At 54.8% G+C, this 14,686-nt stretch carries 12 protein-coding genes and 3 pseudogenes; 5 read left to right on the top strand and 10 right to left on the bottom strand.

Annotated features, from left to right (window positions below; all coding sequences use genetic code 11):
* Positions 1-210: 210 nt before the first annotated feature.
* Entirely contained in the window at positions 211-540 is a 330-nt protein-coding gene (locus tag AB5I78_RS25145) for a hypothetical protein (RefSeq protein ID WP_145162200.1), read from the top strand.
* Between the two features lie 4 nt (positions 541-544).
* Here the strand turns inward: AB5I78_RS25145 and AB5I78_RS25140 are convergent, their stop codons facing one another.
* Entirely contained in the window at positions 545-2,365 is a 1,821-nt protein-coding gene (locus tag AB5I78_RS25140) for a hypothetical protein (protein WP_369302479.1), read from the bottom strand.
* Positions 2,366-2,530: 165 nt separating this feature from the next.
* Here AB5I78_RS25140 and AB5I78_RS25135 point away from each other — a divergent pair, with 165 nt between their 5' ends.
* Positions 2,531-3,019 carry a TIGR00645 family protein gene (locus AB5I78_RS25135; RefSeq protein ID WP_106579278.1) on the top strand — a complete coding sequence of 163 codons (489 nt, stop codon included), beginning with the start codon at positions 2,531-2,533 and terminating at the stop codon, positions 3,017-3,019.
* A gap of 15 nt (positions 3,020-3,034) precedes the next feature.
* On the opposite strand, the gene AB5I78_RS25130 is transcribed toward AB5I78_RS25135, so the two are convergent.
* From AB5I78_RS25130 to AB5I78_RS25105, 6 genes and pseudogenes are all read right to left on the bottom strand, one after another.
* Positions 3,035-4,468 (bottom strand): ArnT family glycosyltransferase, encoded by a 1,434-nt coding sequence (locus AB5I78_RS25130; protein ID WP_369302480.1) that lies wholly within the window; start codon positions 4,466-4,468, stop codon positions 3,035-3,037.
* 127 nt (positions 4,469-4,595) lie between these two features.
* Positions 4,596-5,621, bottom strand: coding sequence for a hypothetical protein (locus AB5I78_RS25125; RefSeq protein ID WP_369302481.1), 1,026 nt, complete (start codon positions 5,619-5,621; stop codon positions 4,596-4,598).
* A gap of 107 nt (positions 5,622-5,728) precedes the next feature.
* Positions 5,729-5,983: a DUF6124 family protein gene (locus AB5I78_RS25120; protein ID WP_262208591.1), complete on the bottom strand. Its 255-nt coding sequence runs from the start codon at positions 5,981-5,983 to the stop codon at positions 5,729-5,731.
* A 277-nt stretch (positions 5,984-6,260) separates the two neighbouring features.
* Positions 6,261-6,644 (bottom strand): RraA family protein, encoded by a 384-nt coding sequence (locus AB5I78_RS25115; protein WP_369302482.1) that lies wholly within the window; start codon positions 6,642-6,644, stop codon positions 6,261-6,263.
* Between the two features lie 95 nt (positions 6,645-6,739).
* Positions 6,740-7,795 (bottom strand): NAD(P)-dependent oxidoreductase, encoded by a 1,056-nt coding sequence (locus AB5I78_RS25110; RefSeq protein ID WP_369302483.1) that lies wholly within the window; start codon positions 7,793-7,795, stop codon positions 6,740-6,742.
* Positions 7,796-8,786: 991 nt separating this feature from the next.
* Positions 8,787-9,026: pseudogene (locus tag AB5I78_RS25105) on the bottom strand (tyrosine-type recombinase/integrase); the annotation flags it as partial.
* Between AB5I78_RS25105 and AB5I78_RS25100 the strand changes: the two are divergent.
* From AB5I78_RS25100 to AB5I78_RS25090, 3 genes and pseudogenes are all read left to right on the top strand, one after another.
* Positions 9,002-9,349: pseudogene (locus tag AB5I78_RS25100) on the top strand (integrase); the annotation flags it as partial. The pseudogenes AB5I78_RS25105 and AB5I78_RS25100 overlap by 25 nt on opposite strands.
* A pseudogene (locus AB5I78_RS25095) lies at positions 9,346-9,604 on the top strand (hypothetical protein). The pseudogenes AB5I78_RS25100 and AB5I78_RS25095, both read left to right, overlap by 4 nt.
* 375 nt (positions 9,605-9,979) lie before the next feature.
* Positions 9,980-10,609: a LysE/ArgO family amino acid transporter gene (locus AB5I78_RS25090; protein WP_369302484.1), complete on the top strand. Its 630-nt coding sequence runs from the start codon at positions 9,980-9,982 to the stop codon at positions 10,607-10,609.
* A 29-nt stretch (positions 10,610-10,638) separates the two neighbouring features.
* Here the strand turns inward: AB5I78_RS25090 and AB5I78_RS25085 are convergent, their stop codons facing one another.
* The 3 genes from AB5I78_RS25085 to amrS all read right to left on the bottom strand — a co-directional run bounded on the left by AB5I78_RS25085 (position 10,639) and on the right by amrS (position 14,595).
* Entirely contained in the window at positions 10,639-11,907 is a 1,269-nt protein-coding gene (locus tag AB5I78_RS25085) for a PLP-dependent aminotransferase family protein (RefSeq protein ID WP_369302485.1), read from the bottom strand.
* A 61-nt stretch (positions 11,908-11,968) separates the two neighbouring features.
* The gene (locus AB5I78_RS25080) at positions 11,969-13,114 is read right to left on the bottom strand and encodes a PLP-dependent transferase (RefSeq protein ID WP_369302486.1); all 1,146 of its coding nucleotides are present in this window, start codon (positions 13,112-13,114) and stop codon (positions 11,969-11,971) included.
* On the bottom strand, positions 13,111-14,595 hold the full coding sequence (gene amrS / locus AB5I78_RS25075; RefSeq protein ID WP_369302487.1) for an AmmeMemoRadiSam system radical SAM enzyme: 1,485 nt from the start codon (positions 14,593-14,595) through the stop codon (positions 13,111-13,113). Before amrS ends, AB5I78_RS25080 begins: the two co-directional genes overlap by 4 nt.
* Between the last annotated feature and the right edge of the window lie 91 nt (positions 14,596-14,686).

The following is a 14,686-nucleotide window of genomic DNA, read 5'->3' as shown; positions in this document are numbered from 1 at the left end:
GCCCGCTCGCCACAACAGGCCCGCTGCCACGACGAGCGCGTTCGCCACAATTTTGACTCGCGTGTAGGGCCAACGCCCGTTGGTCCCTACAAGCTTGGTTTGTACTGGTTTTCTTCTATTCTCACTTCAAGGGATATCCACAGGAGTCGCTGGACAGAGACAGCCTTGCCCTGCGCGAGGTTGAACACCGATCTACCGAGGGTCGCCGCCATGCCGCGCAACCTTTGCCTTACCCGCCAATGCCTGGGCCTGGTCACCCGCATCGAATGCTCCATTCGCCCTCTCGCCGGGGATAACGGGATGTGGACGCTGTTGTTTGCTGCCGGAATGACCGGCGAACAGCCTTCCACCATCAAGTCTCAAGGCCCGTTTCATGGGCCCTTCGTGGCAGAAACCATTCTGGGATCGATCGTCGAAAGCTTGACGCTGCACGGCTACGAGCTGGCGGACGACCCGCAGATCTGGTGCCTGCACCTGCAGGCACATCTGCGACAGCTCAATGGCGGGCGAGCCCAGACGCTCAGCGATACTCGCCACTGAGCGTTTATTTGCTGTCGGGCTTGTCCAGTTTGACCTCAAAGCCGTATTGCACGGTGTCGAGGTCGGTGCGCTGGTAGCTTTCCAGGCTGGTCGGCTGGCCGTAGAAATAGTGCACGTCAAACAACGCTGTGCCGTATTCCTCGGCACGGTGGCTGACGCCGAGAATTTCCTTCAGGTAGTTGCCGCTCGCATCCTTGGCGTAGAAGCGCCAGCTGTCGGCGGGAAATTCCTTTTGATCGACGATCAATGCGTTGTCCTTGAGCGACAGGCCCTTGGGCAGCTTGGCAACGTCAATCGTGGCTTTCTCGATGGTGGCAAGAAACAGCGGAATCGAGCCCACCGCAAACGCCGGGGTTTCCGGAAACAGGTTGAGATCGTAGGTGAGCGTGCCGGTGGCGGCGTTCAGTTCGAAGGCCTCGGCCGGCAGTTCGATGGGCTCGCCGCGTTCACCTTTGTCGTCCGCCGCAAAGAAGGTGATGGGTGCGTCGCTGTTGTTGCGATCGGCACCGACCAGGTCGTCATTGAAGGTGAACGGGTGGTCAAAGACGATCTTCGCAGCGCTGGCGTCTTCGGTTGATTGGCTGATCGTCACGCTGTTTTTCAGTTGGTCCTCCGTCATTGCCGCGTCTTTGAGCCAGCTGGCAGCGCTGTCGTCGTACACGGTGACCGGCATCGGCAAGGCTTGCACGGTCTTTTGCAGGCTGTTCTTGTCAAAACGCAGCACCGGCAGGTCGAGGTCCTTGCGGGTGACGGTGGCCTTGGAAAAATCCAGGACGTCGACCTGCAGGTTGTCGATCAGGCCATTGAAATACACCTTGGCGTAGTGGCTGCTTTGTTTGTGCTCGAAGGCTTTTTGCTCGTCCGTCAGCTGTTTTTCAAAGGCATCCGACCAGGCTTTCTGTTTTTGCATCTCGGCCAATTGTTTCTCGTAAAACGCCACTTGCGCGGCGTTTTCATTGATCGAGCCTGAGCGAGTGAGAAATTGCCCGGTGCTGTCGCGCGCCTGCACCAGCAATGGGTTCGGCGATTCGTCGCCGACTTCCGGCGCCAGCGGCTCGCTGTTGGTCAGCTCGATCTCGGCGTAGTTTTTCTCAAGCAGCAGCAGGTTGAGGGTGATGTTGCCCTCGGTGCGTTTGTGGCCGACGTCTTTTTTCGACAAATCGAAGGTCAGCACTTTGCCCGGCGCCACCACCTCGACCGCGCCCTTGAGGCTGACGGGCTGCGGCTGGCTCTTGTTCTCGGTCTCTACGCCCTCGATGAACGGGTAGGTCACCGTCAGGTCATCGGGGTTGGTCAGGTTGGAGCTGCTCGGGCTGAGCTGGATACCCGGGTCGGTTTCCGACCATTCGGGCTGAAAGGGAATGACCTTGTTGTTGCTCAACGTCACCGACTGCCATTCAAGGCCGTGGGGGAAAGGGAATTGGTCCGGGGTGTTGAAGTTGAAGGGGAACACCGGCTGCAAATCGGTCAGGTAGTCGGAATGCGAGGCTTTGCGCAGCACGAACAGGCCATTGATGTAGGTGTCCACCAAGGCCTGGGGCGTGGGGTAGTGCTTGAGCAGGGCCAGGGTGTCTTCGCCGTATTCGGCTTCGATGGGCTTGTTGGCGAGCTTGACTCGCGCCCGTTCCAGCAACAGCAGCGAGCCACCAAGGTCGGCGATGGCGTCTCTGAGCTTGGGGTCTTGAATGTTGTCCAGCGATTGTTCGAACTTCGCGGTTTTCTCTTCGAGGGTGACCTGCTTCTGCTCTTCTTTGGGCGAGCAGCCGCCAGCCATCAGCAACACCGCACACAGGCCGAAACTGGCCAAAGGGGATCGCACATCCATTATTCGAGTCTTCCTGTTCGTCAGCATCGAGCCGATTTGATGGGCTCGACACTAGCAGAAAAATTCTCTTACAGATGCCGCTCAGGTCAGTTTTCTCGCGGTTACAGGTGTTTGGTAGCGGCTGGTATACTCGCGGCCATTTTTAGCCAGGCTGTGTGAGATTCAATGGAACGCTTTATCGAAAATGCCATGTACGCTTCGCGATGGCTGCTGGCGCCGATTTATTTCGGCTTGTCCCTGGGGTTGCTGGCGCTGGCGCTGAAGTTCTTCCAGGAAGTGATTCACCTGCTGCCGAGCGTGTTCTCGATGGCCGAGTCCGACCTGATCCTGGTGCTGCTGTCGTTGATCGACATGGCCCTGGTCGGCGGCTTGCTGGTGATGGTGATGATTTCCGGCTACGAGAACTTCGTCTCGCAGTTGGATATCGATGAGAGCAAGGAAAAGCTCAACTGGCTGGGCACCATGGACTCTTCATCGCTGAAGATGAAAGTAGCGGCGTCTATCGTGGCGATCTCGTCCATTCACCTGCTGCGCATCTTCATGGACGCCAAGAACGTCGATCCGCAGCATTTGATGTGGTACGTGATCATCCACATGACCTTTGTGATCTCGGCGTTCGCCATGGGTTACCTCGACAAGCTCACCAAGCACTGATACCCCGCGCCAGCCTTACTGCTCGACGAAGTAGTAAGGCTGACGGTTGATCGAGATTTCCTTGATCACCGTGACCTTCTCTGCCAACTGCTCCGTGCGGTCCAGCAACGCGATGTTGCCGGGCTTGGCCGTGAGATAGCTGCGCAACTCAGCTTCGGTTTGCAGGATCGGCAAGTAGGCCTGCAGATAGAACACGCTGGCCCCGGCGATGCGTTCGTTGGGCTGGAACAGCACCACGTCCTTGCCTTGGGCCTGGTAGGCCTGAACCTGAGTGATAACGGGCACAAACGACTGGCGCACGTCGGCTTTGGGCGCAAACCAGAACGCCGCCGCCAGGTAACAGGCTATCGCCAAGGTGAACACGCCACCGATCACGCCTCGGTGCACGCGGTACAGCGCCGGTTTGTTGGCTTTTAGCCACGCCAGCAATACCCCTGCGTATTCCGCTGCCAGTACGGCGGCGGCGGGTGTGAGTGCCATCAGGTAAACCACGCGCTTGCTCGAAGCCAGGGTCAGCAGGGTGAACTGCGCCACCAGCCACACGCTGAAAAACAGCCGGTAGCGGTTACGCACCAGGCTTTTGCGAAAGTGCCACAGGCCCAGGTACACCAGGATGTTCCACGGCAGGAAGGCCTCGGGCAGTTTGGCGATGTAGTAATAGAAGGGCTCGTAGTGCCCGGCCTCGACAAACGAACCGCTGAAACGCCCGACGCTGTTGGTCCACAGCACTTCGGCCACAGCCTGCATGCCGCCGCGCTGGAACAGGAAGCCCAGCCAGATGAGCAACGGCACCAGGGCCAGCAGCGTGAACAGCGCCGGCTTGAGCCAGTCGCCAATGCGCACACGCTTATCCATCACGCTGGTGCTGGCCAGGTACACAAAGATCACAATGCCCGGCATCGCCAGGCCCAGTACGCCTTTGCTCAGGGTCGCGATGACCATGCCGACGGTGAACAACGCCCAGGCCCACGTACTCGAACCCTGGCGCTCGGGGCGCACCGCTTGGTAGAACGCCAGCAGCGCGGTGGTCACGCCGAGGCTGAGCAACGAGTCCTCACCCACGCCCCGCACGTTGCCCCAGTAACTGGCCATGGTTGCCAGAATCAGCGCCGCGCAGAATGCCATTGGCTTGGGCCGTCCAAACTTGCGCAGCATCGCGTAAAACAGCATCACGCTGAACAGGCCGGCAAATGCCGACGCCAGGCGCACGGCCCACGTCGTGCCGCCGAACAGGCGAATGGCGCCGGCGTCCAGCCATAGGCTCAGCGGCGGTTTTTCCAGGAAGGGTTCGCGGAACAGCCGCGGGATGACCCAATCATTGTCCAGGTGCATGGCCATGGCGATCCCGGCGACGCGGGCTTCGGTGGAGCCTTGCAGCTCATGGCCACCCAAGGCAAAGAAGAACAACACACCAGCGAGAAGGAGCAGCAGAGGAGCGGGACGCGTCATGGTTTCTGGCTACCGGAGCAAGGGACCGTTCGGGGGAACGGCCGTGGCGATCGGCTAGTATCTGCCAGCACTTCTGAACATTTCATGAATGAGTGTCAGTTTTTTGTAAGGCTGGCAGACGTGCAACTCAGGGCAGTTTCAAGCTTGGCACGGCTGCCTTGCCTTGCGCTGTGAGTACCGGCTCCAACTGCTCCCAGGTGAAGGACAGGTCGTTGTCGCAGCCGTCTCCCGTGGCCGGTGTCGAGAGTTGCAGGCCTTGGGTGTTGAAGCTCAGGTCAAAGGAGGAATAACGGTTGATGGCCGGGCAGCCCTCATCAGTGGTGGTTTGCGTGGTCAGCCAGCGGCTGAATGCGCTGGGCAGCTTGATTTGGCCGGAATACGGGCTGTCCCATTCTTCGCGCCCACCCAGCCAGGTCCACGGGTCTACGCTGTCGCCGGTTTGCAGGTTCCAGCTGTGCAAGCCCCAACTGATGCCGCCGCGACCGTAACCGGCTGTCCAGCGGTAAAAGCGCACGGTGATCCACTGCGACGACCAGTAGAAGGGCTCTACGGTGATTTCACTGGTTGAGGTGCTGCCGCTCTGATCCAGGGCGTTGCGCCGCTCGCGGTAGAAGTCTGCCTGGCCGTCGGGGCTGACTGCCAGGCGCGCCAGGTCGCGGTTGATCTTTTCGATCGCCGGCCCGTCGCCTTCGAGCTTCAAGGTGACCTGCCCACCCTGGGTTTTCACTTGGTAGGCGTGCTCGCCGAACGTCTTCTTCTCGACCGTCACCGCCGGCGGCACCGCCTCGAGCGGGTTGTTATAGGTGTCGCTGGCGCAGCTGTCCGAATCCGCCCGCTTGAGCGCCAATGCCAGGCTTTTACCGCCCAGTGTTTTACTCCAGGTTCCCGTCAGCGTGTCGCCTTGCGGTTCGTCCAGTTGCCAGAAACCGGTATTGCCCTCTTCGGCCCACGGCTCGCTGGCGTTGGCTTGGGTCAGCTGGATGGGGGTGAGAATGCGCTGGTAGTAATAACTGCCATTGGCCCCGTGAGCCCCGTTGAAACAGGCCGTAATGGAAGACTTGCCCAGCGTGCCTTTCCAGACACCTGCCAGGTCGGCAGCAGAGGTGAGCAATGGCGCGCAAGCGAGCGCGAGGACAGCAAGAGGCTTGAGCACGGGTATCGGACTTCCGATTGTCTGATAAAGGCCGTCAGGGTAATGGGAAGTGTGAGGGGTTTCCAGAGGGCGAGGCGTTGTGAGGCGGCTCGCCCTTTTGACGTCGCTTAGGGCTGAGGCGTGTGGCAGGGGAAGGGGTGGGTGCTCAACACACGGTCGATGAGTAGCTCGCCCAAAACGGTCAATTGCTGAGCGGCCAGCAGCGTGTGGCGATGCGAGCCTTCAAGCTTGAAGGCCAGGTCTGTGGTCATGGCGTTCAGGGAGGCGAGGGTTTCGCTGGCTTGGATCAGCAGGGTTTCGGGATCGACGCCTTCAGTAATCGTGAAGAGCGTTGTTGGAGGATTGGGGGTGATTTTTTTCATGGCGCAAACTCCTTGATTGATGGAGTCGCCAGACATCGCTGCTAAACGAAAAGGGTGGCGACTGTACGCGGGTTAGCAGACCAGGAATCAAGGAACCCAGCGCACCCGAAAGTGCCCCACGCACAGCCGCCATAATGCAGTCCAGCAGATGCTGGGCAGGTGGTGGCGTTGCAGGCCTTGATATTAACCGAGCTGCTAAACCCGGTCGCTGATTTTGCAGCGACTGGGGGAGGTTAGCGGGGAGGCGCAAGCGCGGCCAGTTCACCGACAGCGCGACCTATTGAAGGAAAAATCCGAAGGCCCGCCGGCTGGGCTTTCCACCCTCCAGAAACAACAAACCCGCACTGGGCGGGTTCTGTTGATGCTTCGAATTGGCCGGAATCACCACCTGGCCATCGCCATCGCCGCGCAACCAATCATCCGGTTGTACCCGCACGCCGCCCAGCGTCACGGGCGCCTGGATCGCCTTAACACGCACCCGATCCTTTCCGGTGCGCGTCCAGTTACCCCAGGAAAAGATCGGGTAATTACGCTCCAGCGCACGGTCGACATCGCGGCAGATCCCGTCAATCACCGTCCCGGCCAACTGCTTACGGGCGGCGGTAGAGGTCAGCAAGTCGCCCCACACGGTGGTGTCGAGCCAAGCCTGGTTGTCGATCACCACCACCTCGCATCGCTGAGGTCGGTGCAACTCAGGGCGTTCAGACGGGTAAGAATAGAGGTTTGCATGGTGTGGCCTTCCTTGTGTCCGATAGGTTAACGCACGCTGGCGGCGTTACTGAATGCATGGATCTTGTCGACGATCTGGCGCGATGCCGTCCTGATTGCCGTGGTGGTATTGCCGGCGATATGCGGCGTTAATTGCGCGCAGGGAATGCCGGTCAGTGGCGAGTCGAACCGGTCCTTTTCCAGGGCAAAGGTATCGATGGCGACCGCCTTGATATGCTTGGGAAACTGACGCATGAAGGCTGCCAGTTGGTGTTCGTCGACGATCCCGCCGCGTGCGGTATTGATCAGGATTGAACCTGGGCGCATCTGCCGGAACTCGGCAGTGCCGAACAAGCCTCGGGTCAGCGTGGTGAGCGGGACGTGGATCGAAACGATGTGCGCCTCGGCCAGTAACTGCGCAAGGTTTGCTCGTCGCTCAAGCTCAAGGCTGCGTGCCACCGGTTCGGTGAAACGCTCCGACCCGGTGGCGATCACCTTGATGCCCAGCGCCGCCGCCTTGCGTGCCACCTGCCGGGCAATGCTGCCGGTGCCCACCAGCCCAAGCGTGAGTTCGGCGTATTCGGGGCTAGGTGCCAAGCTGCCTTTTGCCCAATGGCCGTTGTGGGTTTGGGCGTTGTAGTAATCCAGGTCGCGAGACAGAAACAGCGTCTGGGCCACGACGTACTCGGCAACCGCGGCCGCGTTGGAACCTGGCGTGTTGAGTATCGTCACACCGCACTGCTCGCACTCAAGTCGTTCAATATGATTAACCCCGGTGCCGGCCTGGGCAATAGCGCGCAGTGGCGTGGCCAACGCGGGCGAGCTCGCGGCGCGGATCAGGCTGGCGCCCAAGGGGATGTTCAAGCGCGTCTTGAACACGCTGTAACCCCCGGCCCGACTCACGGCGGCAATAAAGGCCGGCTCGTCGTGGCAGTTGATCTCGGCATACTGAATGCGCGTGGTGTAGTGCTGCCGGATGCGCTCTTTGTCCGCGAAATAGTGCAGGTTGAGGGTGACGGCCAGACCCAGCTCAATAAAGCGATCAACTTCCTCAAACAGTAACGGTGGGCCGGGGGCATCGAGTATCAGGGTAGTAAATGCCATACAGTTGATCCTCTTGGAGGGTAGCGCCTGCCGATACCCAGGTTGCCCTGGGTATCGGGGCTGATCACTAGGTGAAATGGCGGGCGCTGATGGGATCGACCAGACCTGCATCGGTACTCACGGCCGCGAGGAACCCGCTGTAGATATCATTCAGCGATGAAGACTGGATGAACTCGGGATTGCTCTTGGCGTAGATAAGAAACAACCGATAGATTCTCAGGTTCTTTTCCTTGCGGTAGACCTCTGCCTTGAGACTAGGTCACAGGTTGAGCAAGCTGCCTTGTCCAGATACGACAGCGTATCGATTTCGGCGTAGATCCTCAGGCAGCCGCGAGTGTGCGGGGTTTGCGAAGCATCATCCGTGTTCGCCTTGAGTGCGTGCTCTAATGCTCGCCATAGAACGTCATGCAGTAACGCAGGGTTGGTATGGCCGATTGACGGGCGAGTTGATGCATTTTCCAGTATGGAGTTGATCACATGATTCATGGGTTCAAGCCTCGATAATTACAAATCCCTTATTTGCATGGCGCCAAACAGGCACAAGCAAAATCATCGATGTCCCAGGCTTAACCGACTGCGTCGCAAGGAACGGAACTCACCTGTTCGCCGACAGAAAGCCCCCTTGTCGGTACCGAAAAACGGCAAAAATTGAAACAACTTGTTATATCTGTGAGCAATAAAGCATGCCCCCGTTTTCTCGACAAAAGACCTTTTTGGAATAAACCGCATCGAAAAAATGATAGGGAGCTATCAAATATTGTTGGATGAAGGTCTAATTTTGAGCGCCGATATTTTCTTAAGCTTCTGTTTTTTCGAGATGAAAAAAAGCTAAAAGAAAAAATAGCCAGAAAAGCGTTGGTAGAGCGGCGAGGTATTTTCTAGAGGGATATGAAAAAAGTTTCATGAGGCTAACAGCCGCTCCCGCTCCCGCTCCCCTACACGAGCCTTTATATGATCCAAATGAGACGCTCGGAGGTTAAACACGCCAGTTGGCGCTTCGAACCTCGTCTTTATCGAAATGCGCCAGCGCGACCTCGATCAGTTCCGGATCCCACCCATGCTCGTTCAGGATGGTGCTGGCCATGGAGCGCATGCCGTGGCTGACCAAGCGGTCCTGAAAACCCATGCGTTTCAACGCCATGTTGGCGGTCTGGCTATTGGCGATCAGTACGTCAAAATCCCGAGTCCGAGCAAAGCGCTGGGCTGATAACTGATCAAGTTCGCGATGCCCTCGATTGGGCCAGCGCGACCTCACACAATGGCAGTCGGAATTTGTTGGCGCCCGACGGAAGCGCCAAAGACTTTATGCAGGCAGTTGTACGACCGGCACGGGACATCCTGCATGAGCATGGATTGAAAGGTTTTCATGAACTGCGGGCGGCTTATGCCTGTGAGCGCTATGAGCAACTAGTCGGCTTTCCTGCACTCGTTGATGGTGGTCGTGTTCATCAAGAGGATCGAGCACTCGATCAGCAAGCCCGTAAGCAGATCAGCCACGAGTTGGGACACAACCGCATCGATGTGGTGAGTGCCTATATCGGAGGCTGGAAATGACGGCCGAGTTCGACATAGCGTTGTTTCTGAGTCCGGTGCTCAAAGGTGCTTACGCAACGCGCCAGCGGCACATCAGGCAAGCAGAAAGGATGCACGAGGCGATTCGTGAACGCTGGAGTTGTGAGACCCCCTGGTCCTGGAGGGAAAAGCACGTGAGATGGTTTTTTGAGCAATCTGCGTTGCTCAGCACCAGCGACCCTTTACTACTACGAGTTAACCGCAGCACTGATTCGCCTTCGGCGTAAATGCCGTTGAGCTGTAGGTATGGTGGTTTACTAAAATTGGATGCTTCACTAGGCGAAAATTCTCGCCACAAAGAAGGGGTGAGATCAAGCAGTGTTCATTCTGCTGGGGGCGCTCCAAGAATAGACGGATCGACTCGGAACTTCTTTTTTGACGCTCTCGTTGAGTGGAGTTCAGCAGGTCTATTGCTGAAGCAGAGGGGCGTCAATTGACCCGATGAGTGAATGATTTCGCTACGTGAAGGATTTTTTGTTTTCCTTAATAAATAAGGTTGTTTTTTATTTATGCCTTAAAAATATACATCAACTAGTCAAAAATAGTTGAATATTTAATTCATTTGTGCGAGTTCAGCATCTAATCTATAAACTCAATTACGGAGGGGGATTTATGTTGATCTTTTTGAAATCGATGATTATTGGACTGTGCATAGCAGCCCCAGTCGGGCCAATAGGCCTTTTATGTATACAGCGGAGCCTTATGCGAGGCTGGAGGTCAGGTTTTGCAACAGGGTTAGGGGCAGCAACCGCCGACGCAATGTATGGCTTTATAGGCGCGTTAGGGATCACCGCGATTATCACAACACTGATTATGTTCAAACCCTGGCTGTGCATTTTCGGCGGGCTTTTTCTGGCGTACATCGGCTACCAGACGATAAAGTCAAAGGAGCCTGCAACCGCCTTGTCGGGCGAACGGGCCGGCATGATGAAAGCCTATTCGACAACATTGCTTTTGACCTTATCGAACCCGATGACCATCTTGTCGTTCATAGCCATATTCGCGTCAATGAGCGATGGCATGGTCGGCGACCAAGGCCAGCATTCAGTGTGGCCAATGGTGACCGGTATATTTCTAGGTTCCGCGGTTTGGTGGCTTGGATTAAGCGGTTTTTCGTCCGCATTCAAAACCAGAATATCCAAGTCAAAACTCAAATTGATCAACTACTTTTCCGGATCGACCATCACCGTCCTTGGTGCGTATCAAGTGGTCACCGGCGTCATGCTTGCCGCTGCTACATAAGGACCACATGGAGCGTGCAGCGGCCCCTATTAAAGAGCTAGGGGCTGCATTTTTAACTCTATATAGGCTTTCAAACGTCCTATCGCGAGATAGATGTCTGATACGGTTGCACTGCTAAAAGATAATCGGACCTGATTAATGCCCGTCCCCACCAATGAGAAAAAAGAGGTGGGAAAAACAATAACCTTGAATTGAGTCGCGCACTCCTGCATCTCAGAATAACCAAACCTTATCGGCAACTGTACATTGATGAAAAAGCCGCCCTCGGGGTCATTCCAGATGATGGCCCGCTGGCCGTTGGCATTCAGCGGGAAGTGCTCCTCAAGACACTTGATCATCCAGTTTCTTTTTTTCAAATAGGACATTGTCTTTGGCTCATTTAAGGCCTTCAAAGAATAATCGTTTTCTATCAGGAGCCCACCGACAACGGCTTGGCACAGCGCTGAAGTATTGACCGTTATCACGCTTTTGGCTTTGCATATTTTAGTGCTTAGGGCAGTTACCTCAACGTCCTCCGGCCCCATCAGGTACCCCATACGCAAGCCCGGGAAGATTGATTTCGCAAAGGACCCCATCAGGACGACTCGACTGCTATCAATCGATTTCATCAAGGGTATCCGAGCCCCCTCGTACCGAAAGTATCGGTAAGCGTTGTCCTCTAAGATCAAGAAGTCCTTTGCTCTTGCCAGCGCGACCAGAGCCTTTCTCCCTTCAAACGAGAGGCTGTCCGCCGTTGGGTTACTGAAATCTGAAATAGCATATAACGCCTTGACCTTCTCTCCGGAAGACTCAATGGCATTCACGGCATCGGACAAGGCGTGAGAATCCAGAAAATCCGCAATCGGAACAGGTACAGTCTTTACTCTCAAAAGCTTCGCAATACCCGTTATCCCTGAAAAAACGGGGTCAGGCACCAGCAGTACGCCACCGTCATCAAAAATTGATAACAAAGCCAATGTCGCTGCTTCCTGAAAGCCCATACAGACCACAATATTTTCAACGTTGGAGACGACTATTTCCTCATCGACACGCATATGCTCAGCCAGTATTTCATTGATAATTCCACTGGTTTTTCCGTACTGGCAAAGTCGTATCGAGAGCGACTGCTCTGCCTGGGTTACATACCGCGCGTAACTGGCAAACCCCTTATAGATAAGAGCAGGATCGCATAGCTCATCATCCGGTCGACCAGACGCCAGGGAAATAGCATCTGGATGCGCACTGGAGAGAGAGTTCAGAAGATTGATGACATTCAGAACGGGGTCATCGAAGGCGGAGCGTTCGAGCGCGATGGACATGATCGTTTCCCATAAAAAAGCGGCGAGCCAATGAAGGCCCGCCGCGAGTGATTGATATCACTTACGCCGGATCAAGCACGCTTTCAATGCCGACCCTGCTTTCCATTGTTTGAAATGCTTGAAGTAAATCCTCTTTAAGGTCCTCAAGGTCCTCCAGCCCAAAGCACAATCGAACCAGGCCCTTACCGATTCCCATCTCAGCCTTTTCCTGGTCAGACATAGAGGCATGACTTCCACTAAACGGTTGGGCCACCATAGAGGTGACACACGCCATTCCCGTTCCCGTGCCAAACCATTTCAGCGCGCTGGTAAACACTTTGTAATGGTCAACCAGATCAGATCGAATATCGACAAATACGATGCCGCCATAACCGACCAGTTGTTTGCCATCGATATTTGGAAAGTAAACGTGTTCAATAAATGGAAGCGATTGTAAATAGCTCAGCATGACGGCGGTCGTCGAACTATGCTTTTCCATGCGCAAGCTAAATGTCTGCATACTTCTGCGAAGTAACCATGCGCTATGAGGTGTCAGTATCGAGCCTGAATAGAAACGACCCTCAAGCAGTCGATTGTAAAGCTCATGATCATTGACAAGTACCAGGCCGCCCATGACGTCACTATGACCAGAGAAGTACTTTGTAGCACTGTACAATGAAATGTCAGCGCCAAGCATTAACGGCTTTTGAAACAGCGGGGTTGCCCAGGTGTTATCAACTACCACCAACGCTTGCGGATTTATCTTCTTTACGGCTTCGCTGACATCATGGATGTCGATGTCTTTAAGAAAGGGGTTGGTCGGTGTTTCGAAGATGACCATATCCACTGCCGGGGGCAGCTTCTTCAACCCATCTTCAGTAGTCAGGTCCAAAATGGTCAGTTGTGCACCGATACGTTTGGCGTATCTCTGAAATAACTTATACGAGCATCCGTAGATATATTTGTTTATGACCAGCGACCCACCCGGCTTGAGTAGTTCGAGCACCATATAAATAGCAGTCATTCCTGTGGCGTACGCTAGTGCATACTCACTGTTCTCTAGCGCCGCAACCACCTGCTCCAACTCAGTGACGTTGGGATTGGACTTCCTGGAATAGAAGAACGCCGAGTCAGCACTGAAAGCGCTGCATTGATAGATCGGCGTTACCGAAGGATGAGCTTCTCGATCGTCGACTCTGATATGTAGCATTTCAGTAGAAATATTCATGATTTGCTTACCAGCTTGATAACTTGCTCGTACATATTCTGCTTGCCCAAATAACCGATAGTCGGAGTTGTGTCATTTTGGGAAATTCCAATCTCCTCAATTGATTCAGTGGGAAAGTGGGCCCGGTCAAAGACTTCGTGCAGGTTTGAGTTAACCCCTTCAGGAAGCCATACCTCCGGACCTGTCTCATCAATCCTAGCCTTTGCGATAATGAACCGATAACTTTCGTGTGGACGCAGTGTCAGCGCTTTCCACTCGCTATCTCGCCCAGCGAGATAATTGCGTCGCAAATAAACCGTCTGCTCGAAATTTTCGGTATTTAGCACTTGTGCGTGCAGAGAAACAATATCACCATGCCATTCGAATTTTCTTTTCTCGTAAGCAGTCAATGCTTGCTCGCGCAATTCAACAGTACGGTTGTGTGCACTAGTACCCAAAAGCTTGAAATGCGCGTCCTTCCCGCACTGAGTACAGCAGCCTTTGCTGTCCAATCCAATGATTTCGGCATTCAAGCCGTAGCGAGTAACAAGTAGAGCGTTGCATTGATTGCAGCGGGTATCCGTGCCATCGACATCATTGACGTTCCCAAGATAAACGTGTTCAACCCCCATGCCACGAGCAACGTCCCGTGCCTTAAGCAGTCGGTCTATGGGGGTTCTGATGCTATTGCTCATTTTGTAGTCCGGATGAAACCTGACAAAGTGCAACGGCACCTCCGGCCCCAGCTCATCCAGCACCCACTGGCTGATTTTTCGTGCCGTATCCTCATCGTCACTGATATCGGTCACCATCAAGGTGCTCACCTCAACATATTTACCCGCATCGTAGACTTTTTTGATTCCGGCCAGTACCGGTTCTACCCACCCTGTAGTTACTTTTCGATAGTATTCGGGAGAGATAGACTTTAGTGAAATTGAAAATATGTCGATGACCGGCAGAAGTTCATCAATGGCTTCCTCGCTGATAAAAAAAGCTGACTTGTATAAATTTATCAACCCCGCTTCTTTTGCAAGCTTTGCAGTGTCCAGTATGAACTCATGCCAGACGACAGGATCGTTATAAGTCCAAGAAATAACACGGATGCCGTGTTTCAAAGCAGTTTCCACGACTTGTTCGGGTGTGTAGTAGTACACATCCTTGTCGGTCACGTATTTCGCTTGTGAGGTTTTCCAGTTGTGGCAGTACCCACAATTCAGCATGCAACCAATATTGCCCAGAGATAGAATTCGCTCCCCTGGCGCGAAGTGGAAAACGGCTTCAGTTTCTATAGTTTCTTCGGTGCTATGGACGCCTTTCCCATAGTTCAGAGTGACTAGCCGCCCACCTCTGTTTCCACGGACCTTGCAAAACCCCAACTTCCCTTCCTGTATGACACAGTTTCTGGGTGATAAATGGCATTTCACGGCCCCATTTGGGAGCAATTCTTCCAACATGGCCGGGGTACTTTCCAGCATCCAGTTTTTTCCATTAGTACTTTCCATGTTTCACTCCTCATCACGAAGTTACATTATGCACATCACGGGCTAAATACTCGGGGCGAACGATTTCGCAGCTAATAGCTGCGCGCCCTAA

This window comes from Pseudomonas sp. N2-3-1-14 (assembly GCF_041228395.1).
Taxonomy (GTDB): Bacteria; Pseudomonadota; Gammaproteobacteria; order Pseudomonadales; family Pseudomonadaceae; genus Aquipseudomonas.
This window is presented reverse-complemented; position numbering and strand designations above follow the sequence as displayed.

Coding starts and splice junctions, on each gene's coding strand:
- AB5I78_RS25145 (WP_145162200.1), top strand. CDS start 211: ATGCCGCGCAACCTTTGCCTTACCCGCCAATGCCTGGGCCTGGTCACC.
- AB5I78_RS25140 (WP_369302479.1), bottom strand. CDS start 2,365: ATGGATGTGCGATCCCCTTTGGCCAGTTTCGGCCTGTGTGCGGTGTTG.
- AB5I78_RS25135 (WP_106579278.1), top strand. CDS start 2,531: ATGGAACGCTTTATCGAAAATGCCATGTACGCTTCGCGATGGCTGCTG.
- AB5I78_RS25130 (WP_369302480.1), bottom strand. CDS start 4,468: ATGACGCGTCCCGCTCCTCTGCTGCTCCTTCTCGCTGGTGTGTTGTTC.
- AB5I78_RS25120 (WP_262208591.1), bottom strand. CDS start 5,983: ATGAAAAAAATCACCCCCAATCCTCCAACAACGCTCTTCACGATTACT.
- AB5I78_RS25110 (WP_369302483.1), bottom strand. CDS start 7,795: ATGGCATTTACTACCCTGATACTCGATGCCCCCGGCCCACCGTTACTG.
- AB5I78_RS25090 (WP_369302484.1), top strand. CDS start 9,980: ATGTTGATCTTTTTGAAATCGATGATTATTGGACTGTGCATAGCAGCC.
- AB5I78_RS25085 (WP_369302485.1), bottom strand. CDS start 11,907: ATGTCCATCGCGCTCGAACGCTCCGCCTTCGATGACCCCGTTCTGAAT.
- AB5I78_RS25080 (WP_369302486.1), bottom strand. CDS start 13,114: ATGAATATTTCTACTGAAATGCTACATATCAGAGTCGACGATCGAGAA.
- amrS (WP_369302487.1), bottom strand. CDS start 14,595: ATGGAAAGTACTAATGGAAAAAACTGGATGCTGGAAAGTACCCCGGCC.